Origin of the sequence: Pseudorhodoplanes sp. (assembly GCF_035565795.1) — a bacterium.
GTDB lineage: Bacteria > Pseudomonadota > Alphaproteobacteria > Rhizobiales > Xanthobacteraceae > Pseudorhodoplanes.
This window is the reverse complement of record NZ_DATMRV010000145.1, coordinates 1-10,042: the sequence shown is the minus strand read 5'-3', so window position 1 is coordinate 10,042 and position 10,042 is coordinate 1. Positions and strand designations below refer to the sequence as shown.

The window sequence follows — 10,042 nt, the reverse complement described above, 5'->3', positions numbered from 1 at the left end:
TGCGTGCCGGGGTTCAGCACCAGTCCGGGCTCTCCGATACCGTTGCAGAGCTGGCCGCATGGCGTCTCCGATCGTCTCGCCATCGAGGCTCTCGAGCACGCCGGACTGTCTTACACAATCGCATTCACGGCGTCGGATTTCAGTGCGCATCTCGCGGCGGCGAGGTCTGGTATTGGCTATCTGGTGTTGCCACAGCGTCTCATTCCGTCCGACTTGAAGATTGCACGAGACCATTTTCTGCCGGCTTTGCCGGACTGCAATGTGGGCATCTATGTCAACGGCGAGAAGGACACGCGCAAGCTTCGGACTGTCGCGTCGCGCATGTCGGAAGTACTGCAGCCTCGCGAACGACCTGCCGCTGCCGCCGCCGCCGGGACGCGACTCGCCCGCAGCGAGGCCTGACGCTTTTGCGGATAGCCTTCTGCAAGTAATCGCTACTTCGCGCCTTCCCCGGGTGCGGTTGCGTGAATGGCAAGCGCGTGCACGCCGCCGGCCAGTTCCGCAGCGAGTGCTGCGTTGATCGCGCGGTGACGGTCGATCCGGCTCTTGCCACGGAAGGCATCCGACACGATATGAACGCGGTAATGCGTCTGCCCTCCCGGACGATGTCCGGCATGCCCAGCATGCAGATGTGACTCGTCTTCGACCCGAAGGCTCTCGGGCGCGAAAGCTTCCGTCAATTTCTTTGTGATGACATCTTTCGTTTGCATGGTCGTCTGCCTGTCTCGCGGTTGATCGGTTGAAACCCGGTCAATCTCCCAAATGTCAAGTCTTGAACCTCAGCGCGCAATTTTCGCATACTCTCACGCCATGAAATTCGACTCGCCCCTGTTCGATAAAATACGCGTCAAGCCTGATGAAGATCGGCGGCCGCGCGCAACCGAGCATGTCTGCGAGTGGCAGGGCTGCCGCAATGAGGCGACGCATCGCGCGCCGAAAGGCCGCGGCCGGGAGAAGGATTACTGGCGCTACTGCCTGGATCATGTGCGCGAGTACAATCAGAATTACAATTTTTTCCAGGGCATGACCGACGACGACGTCCGGAAGTATCAGAAGGACGCGCTGACGGGGCATCGCCCGACCTGGAAGATGGGGACCGGCAAGCACACCGATCCCGGCCGCTTCTATGCCGAGAATGGAATCGATCCATTCGCGATGTATGCGGAACTCGGCGGTGAAGGCCGGGCTCAGGCCGGCGCGCGTGCCAAGGCCGAGGGCCGGACCATCCGCAACGCCGAGCGCAAGGCGTTCAACACCCTCGGCCTCGAGATCGGCGTCTCCCGCGTCGAGATCAAGGCCAAGTTTCATGACCTCGTAAAACGCCACCACCCCGACAGCAATGGCGGCGACCGCTCGACCGAGGACCGGCTGATCGAGATCATTCAAGCCTATAATTATCTCAAATCGGTCGGGTTCGTCTGACCCTGGCAGCCTACCGGCTGCTGCCATTCGCGCAATCCTCTCCCGCCTTTCGGGAAGACCCCGGGATACCTATCTTTCCCGTGCATCGCGATCCGTGCGCGGACCCTGGCGGGTTTCGCGCCGCTTCGCGTTTCTGCTAGGTTGGCCCCCGATTTGCCAACCCGAAGCGACATTGACGCGCCCCGGTCCGGCTGGCGCATGGAGAAGCAATGGCTACCGCATCCGAAGAAATTCCCCAGGGACCCGGTGGGCTGCCCGACATGAAGGTGTCGGTACGGCAAGTTTTCGGAATCGATTCCGATCTTGAAGTTCCTGCCTATTCCGAACCCGACGCGCATGTGCCGGATCTCGATCCGGACTACCTGTTCGACCGTCCGACCACGCTGGCGATCCTGGCCGGCTTCTCGCGCAACCGCCGGGTGATGGTCACCGGCTATCACGGCACCGGCAAGTCGACGCATATCGAGCAGGTCGCCGCCCGCCTCAACTGGCCGTGCGTACGCGTGAACCTCGACAGCCACATCAGCCGCGTCGATCTCGTGGGCAAGGACGCGATCGTGATCCGCGACGGCCTGCAGGTGACCGAATTCCGCGACGGCATCCTGCCATGGGCGCTCCAGCACAACATCGCGATGTGCTTCGACGAATACGACGCCGGTCGCCCGGACGTGATGTTCGTCATCCAGCGTGTTCTGGAGCAATCGGGCCGTCTGACGCTGCTCGATCAGAACAAGGTGATCCGTCCGCATCCGAGCTTCCGGCTGTTCGCGACGGCGAACACGGTCGGCCTCGGCGATACGACCGGCCTTTATCACGGCACGCAGCAGATCAATCAGGGCCAGATGGACCGCTGGTCGATCGTGACCACCCTGAACTATCTGCCGCACGACAAGGAAGTCGATATCGTTCTGGCCAAGGCGAAACATTATCGCAACGAGGAAGGCCGCGACATCGTGAGCAAGATGGTGCGTGTCGCCGATCTCACGCGCAACGCTTTCATGAACGGCGATCTGTCGACAGTGATGAGCCCGCGCACGGTCATCACCTGGGCCGAGAACGCGGACATTTTCGGAGACGTCGGTTTCGCGCTGCGGGTCACCTTCGTGAACAAGTGCGACGAGCTCGAACGTCCGATTGTCGCGGAGTTCTATCAGCGCAGCTTCGGGCAGGAATTGCCGGAGTCTTCGGTGAATGTTGCGTTGACATGATCGTCATTCCGGGGCGCCCGCGCCGCGGGCAAACCCGGAAGCCAATGCTATCTCGCGCCTTGGGCTGGATTTCGGGTCCGCACCTTCGGCGTGTCCCGGAATGACGTTGAGCATCAGCGATGTCTTCGAACTACAAACCGAAAGCGTCTCCGAAGGAATCGCCCACCGAGCCGTTCAAGCGCGCGGTGACCGGTTGTCTGCGCGCCATCGCCAAGCGTCCGGAGCTTGAGGTCGCATTCGCGGCGGAGCGCCCCGGGCTTGTCGGCGGCAAGGCGCGGCTGCCGGAGCCGCCGCGCAAGCTGACCAGGGCCGAGGCGGCGATCGTGCGAGGGCATGCCGATTCCGTTGCACTCAGGCTCGCCTGTCACGACCCGAACGTCCACCGCAAGCTTATCCCCGGCGGCCAGCAGGCGCGCGCGGTCTTCGAGGCTGTCGAGCAGGCGCGCGTCGAGGCGATCGGCGCACGTCGCATGTCGGGCGTTGCGAAGAATCTGACCGCGATGCTCGATGACAAATTCCATCGCGGCAAGTTTGACGACATCACCGATCGTGCCGATGCGCCGATCGAGGAAGCCATTGCCATGATGGTGCGCGAGCGCCTGACCGGGCAGGCACCGCCGGCAGCCGCGAAAAAGCTGGTCGATCTTTGGCGGCCGATCATCGAGAACAAGGCCGGTCGCGGTCTCGATCGCCTGGAAGATCTGATCGAGGATCAGGCGCGCTTTGGCGATGCCATCCACGACCTGCTCGATGCTCTCGACATGGGCGAGGATCGCAATCGCGATTCCGAGGAAGACGAGGATTCCGAACAGAGCGACGACGATCGCCGCCAGAACGAAGACGGCGAGCAGGGTGAAACGTCGGAATCGGAAGACCTGCAGCGCATGTCGGTCGAGGAGGCCGAAGCCTCCGCCGAGGACGCGCAGGAAGCGACCGCCGAAGCAACCGACGCGCCGAGTTCGGACATGTCCGATGACGCGGACATGGGCGATTCCGAAACGCCGTCCGAGCCCTGGCGTCCGCGCTCCGGTCACAACGAATATCGCGGGCCGGAATACGGCGCCTTCACCTCGAAATTCGACGAAGAGATCGCGGCCGAGGATCTGTGCGAGCCGGAAGAGCTCGATCGGCTGCGCAGCTATCTCGACAAGCAATTGTCGCATCTGCAGGGCGTGGTCGCGCGTCTCGCGAACCGGTTGCAGCGCCGGCTGATGGCGCAGCAGAACAGGGCCTGGGAATTCGATCTCGAAGAGGGGATGCTCGATCCTGCGCGCTTGTCGCGCATCATCGTCGATCCGATGCATCCGCTCTCGTTCAAGCGCGAGAAGGACACCAATTTCCGCGACACCGTGGTGACGCTGTTGCTCGACAATTCCGGCTCGATGCGCGGCCGCCCGATCACGGTTGCCGCCACCTGCGCCGATATTCTCGCCCGCACGCTCGAGCGTTGCGGCGTGAAGGTCGAGATCCTCGGCTTCACCACGCGCGCCTGGAAGGGAGGACAGTCGCGTGAAGCCTGGCTCGCCGCAGGAAAGCCGCCGAATCCCGGCCGGCTCAACGATCTGCGCCACATCATCTACAAGGCGGCGGATGCGCCATGGCGTCGTGCGCGCAAGAATCTCGGCCTGATGATGCGCGAGGGTCTGCTGAAGGAAAATATCGACGGCGAGGCGCTGAACTGGGCCTATCGCCGGCTGCTGGCGCGCCCCGAGCAGCGCCGCATCCTGATGATGATCTCGGACGGCGCGCCGGTCGACGATTCCACGCTCTCGGTGAATGCGGGCAATTATCTTGAGCGTCATCTGCGTTGGGTGATCGAGGAAATCGAAACCCGCTCGCCCGTCGAATTGATCGCGATCGGCATCGGTCACGACGTGACGCGCTACTATCGTCGTGCGGTCACGATCGTCGACGCCGAAGAACTCGGCGGCGTCATGACCGAAAAGCTGGCCGAGTTGTTCGATGACGAGGTCAGCGCCGCGGCTGCCGCCGCGCTGGTCCGGCGCGGGCCACGCAGGCTGCATTCGTGACGATGCGCAATCTGCTGCGACCCTCGTTCGCGGTCGCGATCCTGATGCTGAGCATGCAGGCTGCATCGGGGCAGCTATTGCCGCAGACGCCGGCGGAACCGCCGGCGAAGATCGAGATCCAGGCCAAGGCCATCGAGTCGTTCGATCCGCGTGAACCGCAGCGCCGTCAGTTCGGCCGGCTCGTGTTTCGCGGCGGGCTCGAACTGTCGTCGTCGCACAAGCAGTTCGGCGGTCTGTCAGGCATCCGTGTTTCGGACGACGGCAGATTCCTTGCGGTGTCCGACAGGGCCCATTGGCTGCGCGGCCGCATCCTGTATCGCGGCGATGCGCCCGTCGGTATTGCGGACGCCGAAGTCGGACCCATGCTGTATAGCGATGGCCGGCCGATCACGGCCCGCGGCTGGTATGACACCGAGGCGCTCGCAGAGGATGGTGCGTTCGTCTATGTCTCGCTCGAGCGCGTGCACCGCATTCTGAAGTTCGACTACGGAAAACGCGGATTGCTGTCGCGGGCGACGCTCGTTCCGGTGCCGCCGGAGATGGCCAAGCTCGTCAGCAACAGGGGCGTCGAGTGCCTCGCCGTCGCTCCGAGGGGAACGCAGATTGCCGGCGCGCTGATCGCGATCGCCGAGCGCAGCCTCGATGCTTCCAAGAACACGCGCGGTTTTTTGATTGGCGGCTCCAAGCCGGGACTTTTCTCGGTCAGGCTTACAGACGAATTCGATATCGTCGACTGTGCTGTGACGCCGGGATCGGATCTGCTGCTGCTGGAGCGGCACTTTTCCTGGCGGCGCGGCATCGCCATGCGTCTTCGGCGCGTGGCATTGTCGGACATCGTCCCCGGCGCCGTGCTCGAAGGCGCGACGCTGATGTCCGCCGATATGGGATTTCAGATCGACAATATGGAAGGGCTGAGCGTCCACCGGTCGCCGAGCGGCGAGACGGTGCTCACCTTTGTCTCGGACGACAATTTTTCGATCATCCAGCGGACGATCCTGCTGCAATTCACGCTGCTGGATAAGTAGACGCACATATAGCTACGGCGTCCCCCACGAGGGGGACGCCGTTCGCAAATCTTGTCCTGAACAGGCGGAAAGTAATCAGCTTGCCGCAGCGAGCTTCTTCTCGAGCTGACGCTTCAGGTCGAGAGCCTTCGGCGACAGGTCCGCGTCCTTCGCCTTGGCAAGGAAGCCATCGAGACCACCACGGTGATCGACGGTCTTCAGAGCATTGGCCGAGATGCGGAACCGCACGGAGCGCTCGAGCGCTTCCGAGGTCAGCGTGACGTTGACGAGGTTCGGCAGGAACCGCCGCTTGGTCTTGCGGTTCGAGTGGCTCACCTTGTGACCGGTCTGGAACGCCTTGCCGGTGAGGTCGCACTTGCGCGACATGGTCGAAAATCCCGAAAATGTGGGCTGCGGCGCACGGGCGCGCAGGCCGGTGATTGCGTTTTCGCGTTGAGACGGGGTCCTATAAAGAGGCCGGGCAGATGCGTCAAGGCTGGACCGGGCCCGGCAAAACCACAGAAACGGCTTATTAGTGCCGAATCGCTTAGGTTTCTGGGGTCACGCGGCCAGCGCAGGGCTGGCCTGGCAGCACGTGCCCCATGGAAGGCCCTCTCGGGCCCCGCGAGGACCAGGTGGACAGTCTCGGCAGGACGGCCTTTGGCGCAGCGCTCGGCGGGTTTTTCCTGAGTGTTGTCGTTCCAATGCCTGCTTTCGCGCAGGCCCGGCTGGATGCCCGTTATTCCGTGACCCTGGCGGGCCTGACGATTGGCGAGGGTTCCTGGCAGGTCGATGTGGCCGATGACCGTTTCTCGGCCGAGGCGAAGGGCACCACGTCCGGTATGGCGAAGCTTTTCAGCTCCGGCCATGGCACCACGGCGTCCCAAGGTGCCATCAAGAACGGTCAGTTCATCCCCGCGAATTACTCGGTTTACGTCAAATGGGGCCGCAGATTCGAAGATCTGCGGATGCGGATTGCCAACGGCACGGTCAAGGAACTGACCGTCGAGCCGGCGATGATCGAGCATCCCGATCGCATCAAGGTGACCGAGGCCCACAAGCGCAATGTGCTCGATCCGATGACGGGCTCGCTTCTGCGGGTCCCGGGCAAGGGCGATCTCATGGCGCCCGAGGTTTGCAAGCAGCATGCACCGATTTTCGACGGCCGCATGCGCTACGATCTCACGCTGGCCTACAAGCGGATCGAGCAGGTCCAGACGGCGGGCTATTCGGGGCCCGCGCTGGTGTGCGCGATCTATTTCGCGCCTCTCGCGGGTTACGTTCCGGATCGCGCCGCCGTCAAATACCTCATCAACCAGCGCGACATGGAAGCCTGGCTGGTGCCGATCGCCGGTACGCGCGTGCTGGTGCCCTACAAGGTGGTGATTCCGACACCATTCGGGCAGGGCGTGCTGCAGGCGACGCAGCTTGCGGTTTCGCCGTTGCCCCCGAAGACCACCGCGAAATCGATCGCCGCGCCGAAGACCAACTAGGGCGGCTTGCATTATCCCTGCTGTCCTCCACATTCGCTTTTGCGACAGGGTTGACTCTTGATGCCAACCTCGGACTCGCCGGTCGTTAAGGTTTGCGCGGTTCTGATCGGCATGGAATCGTCGATTCACACCTGATGTAGATGCTTTCTAGGGCGATGGTCTATATGTCGCGGTGAACGGATCAGAACGCGTGCGAGTCAGCGATTCGGCCGCGATTCGTTCCAGACTCGTTCCGTAACTTAACCGGCGGTACCCAAAATCATGTGCGAGTGTTGCGTTGTGAGACAAGCCGGGCCAGAAACTGGCACGTTTGCTGGCTGACGTACCCGGTCTCGCGGCTGATTTGCCGGGCTGCTCCCTGAAGAGACCATCGTTTTCGGATCCTTGATGCCCATTTCATTTTCGCCTGGCGTACGAAGCGACGCGCGCATGCGTGGCGCGGGCGTGACGGCCGTGCTCGGGCCCACCAATACCGGCAAGACCCATCTCGCCATCGAGCGGATGGTTTCGCATTCCTCCGGAATGATCGGCCTGCCGCTGCGGCTTCTGGCGCGCGAGGTCTACAACAAGGTCGCGAGCCGCGTCGGCGCCGACTCGGTCGCGCTCATCACCGGCGAGGAGAAGATCAAGCCCGCCAATCCGCGCTTCTGGGTCTCCACCGTCGAGGCGATGCCGCGCGATATCGACCCGGCATTTGTTGCTATCGACGAGATCCAGCTCGCGGCGGATTTCGAGCGGGGGCACGTTTTCACCGATCGCATTCTGAACCGGCGCGGGCGCGAGGAAACGCTGATTCTCGGCGCGGCCACCATCCGGCCGATGATCGAGCGGCTGTTGCCGGGCGCCAATATCGTATCGCGGCCGCGTCTGTCGCAACTGACATTCGCAGGTGATCGCAAGCTGACCCGGCTGCCGAGCCGCTCCGCCATCGTCGCATTCTCGGCCGACGAGGTTTACGCGATCGCCGAGCTTATCCGGCGCCAGCGCGGCGGAGCAGCGGTGGTTCTGGGAGCATTGTCGCCCCGTACCCGCAACGCTCAGGTGGCGCTTTATCAGTCCGGCGACGTCGATCATCTGGTCGCCACCGACGCTATCGGCATGGGGCTGAATCTCGACGTGGATCACGTCGCGTTCGCATCCGACCGGAAATTCGACGGCTATCAATTTCGCCATCTCAATGCCGCCGAGCTTGCCCAAATTGCCGGTCGCGCCGGCCGCGCCACGCGCGACGGGACCTTCGGGACGACCGGGCGTTGCGCGCCGTTCGACGATGAACTCGTGCAGCGGCTCGAAAGCCACGCATTCGACCCGCTGACGGTTCTGCAGTGGCGCAATTCCGATCTCGATTTTTCATCAATTGGCGCGTTACAGGCCTCTCTGGCGGAAATCCCGACCGAGCAGGGCCTCACGCGCGCCCCGGTCGCGGAAGATATCCAGGTGCTCGAGCACGCCGCGCGCGATGAGGGGATTCGCGCGATGGCGAGGGGGCGCGCTGCGGTCGAGCGGTTGTGGGAGGCCTGTCAGGTTCCGGACTACCGGAAGATCGCACCGGCAAACCATGCCGAACTTATCACCACCCTCTATGGATTTTTGATCAGGGAGGGTAAAATCCCCGACGACTGGTTTGCCCGCCAGGTTGCGCAGGCAGACCACCCTGAAGGCGACATAGACTCTCTCTCCACGCGGATCGCACATGTTCGGACCTGGACATTCGTTGCAAACAGGCCGGACTGGCTTGCGAATCCCGATCACTGGCAGGGTGTCACGCGCGCTGTCGAGGACAAGCTGTCGGATGCGCTTCATGAGCGCCTCACGGCACGCTTTGTCGATCGACGCACAAGCGTGTTGATGCGACGACTGCGCGAGAACACCACATTGGAAAGTGAAATTTCAAAGACCGGCGATGTAACCGTAGAAGGCCACCTGGTTGGACGGTTGGAAGGCTTCCGCTTCGCGGCGGACCCATCGGCAGGCGGATCCGAAGCGAAGGCCTTGCATGCGGCTGCGCAAAAGGCGCTCGCCGGCGAAATCGATGCGCGCGCGACGAAGCTGTCGCAGTCGCCCGACGACCAGTTTGTTCTGACGTCGGACGGGACGATCCGCTGGACAGGCGACGCGGTCGGCAAGCTGGTCGCCGGCGAAGAGGTTCTGCGGCCGCGCGTTCGGATTCTTGCCGACGAGCAGCTCACCGGACCGTCGCGTGAGCAGGTGCAGGCGCGTCTCGATCTCTGGATCAAGGCGCATATCGACAAGCTGCTCGGCCCGCTGTCGTCGCTTGCTGCGGCCGAAGACGTAACGGGCATCGGGCGCGGTGTCGCCTACAGGCTGATCGAGGACCTCGGCGTTCTGGAGCGACAGAAGGTTTCCGACGATGTGAAGGGCCTTGATCAGAACTCGCGCGCCGCCCTGCGAAAATACGGGGTGCGCTTCGGCGCCTACCACATCTACATTCCACAGCTGCTGAAGCCCGCGCCTCGCGCTCTTTCGACGCAGCTCTATGCGATCAAGAACGACACCGGCGATATGCGCGGCCTGGACGAAGTGCAGCAGCTGGCGTCGAGCGGGCGGACATCGATCCCGGCCAACAAGGACATCCCGAAGAATCTGTATCGTGTCGCGGGCTATCGCGTTGCAGGCGAACGCGCTGTGCGCGTCGATATTCTCGAACGCCTCGCCGATCTGATCCGTCCGGCCCTTGCGTGGCGCGACAACTCACCGGGCATCAAGCCGGCAGGTGCGCTCGATGGCACCGGCTTCACGGTGACCGTCGGCATGACCTCGCTGGTCGGTTCATCGGGTGAGGATTTCGCATCGATCCTGCGCTCGCTGGGCTACCGGATGGAGCGGCGTCCGAAGCCGCCCGAGCCGGTGGTGCCGGCTGAAGC

The 10,042-nt window shown here is 63.1% G+C and carries 8 protein-coding genes and 1 pseudogene; 7 read left to right on the top strand and 2 right to left on the bottom strand.

Annotated elements, in window-relative coordinates; translation table 11 throughout:
* Nucleotides 1-402, top strand: a pseudogene (locus VNZ93_RS13435) (hypothetical protein); the annotation flags it as partial.
* A 32-nt stretch (nt 403-434) separates the two neighbouring features.
* On the opposite strand, the gene VNZ93_RS13430 reads toward VNZ93_RS13435, so the two are convergent.
* On the bottom strand, nt 435-710 hold the full coding sequence (locus tag VNZ93_RS13430) for a BolA family protein (RefSeq protein ID WP_325705675.1): 276 nt from the start codon (nt 708-710) through the stop codon (nt 435-437).
* A gap of 100 nt (nt 711-810) precedes the next feature.
* Between VNZ93_RS13430 and VNZ93_RS13425 the strand changes: the two genes are divergently transcribed.
* The 4 genes from VNZ93_RS13425 to VNZ93_RS13410 all read left to right on the top strand — a co-directional run bounded on the left by VNZ93_RS13425 (nt 811) and on the right by VNZ93_RS13410 (nt 5,685).
* Nucleotides 811-1,422 (top strand): J domain-containing protein, encoded by a 612-nt coding sequence (locus VNZ93_RS13425; RefSeq protein ID WP_325705671.1) that lies wholly within the window; start codon nt 811-813, stop codon nt 1,420-1,422.
* Between the two features lie 209 nt (nt 1,423-1,631).
* On the top strand, nt 1,632-2,630 hold the full coding sequence (cobS, locus tag VNZ93_RS13420) for a cobaltochelatase subunit CobS (protein ID WP_325705668.1): 999 nt from the start codon (nt 1,632-1,634) through the stop codon (nt 2,628-2,630).
* Nucleotides 2,631-2,749: 119 nt separating this feature from the next.
* Nucleotides 2,750-4,660: a cobaltochelatase subunit CobT gene (gene cobT / locus VNZ93_RS13415; protein ID WP_325705665.1), complete on the top strand. Its 1,911-nt coding sequence runs from the start codon at nt 2,750-2,752 to the stop codon at nt 4,658-4,660.
* Between the two features lie 2 nt (nt 4,661-4,662).
* Complete coding sequence (locus VNZ93_RS13410) at nt 4,663-5,685, top strand: esterase-like activity of phytase family protein (protein ID WP_325705678.1); 1,023 nt, start codon at nt 4,663-4,665, stop codon at nt 5,683-5,685.
* A 75-nt stretch (nt 5,686-5,760) separates the two neighbouring features.
* Here the strand turns inward: VNZ93_RS13410 and rpmB are convergent, their stop codons facing one another.
* The gene (gene rpmB / locus VNZ93_RS13405; RefSeq protein ID WP_325705662.1) at nt 5,761-6,051 is read right to left on the bottom strand and encodes a 50S ribosomal protein L28; all 291 of its coding nucleotides are present in this window, start codon (nt 6,049-6,051) and stop codon (nt 5,761-5,763) included.
* A gap of 248 nt (nt 6,052-6,299) precedes the next feature.
* Here rpmB and VNZ93_RS13400 point away from each other — a divergent pair, with 248 nt between their 5' ends.
* Nucleotides 6,300-7,157, top strand: a complete 858-nt coding sequence (locus tag VNZ93_RS13400; RefSeq protein WP_325705659.1) for a DUF3108 domain-containing protein — start codon at nt 6,300-6,302, stop codon at nt 7,155-7,157.
* A gap of 387 nt (nt 7,158-7,544) precedes the next feature.
* Nucleotides 7,545-10,042: helicase-related protein (locus tag VNZ93_RS13395; protein ID WP_325705656.1), on the top strand; the 2,498-nt coding region annotated here is incomplete at its 3' end.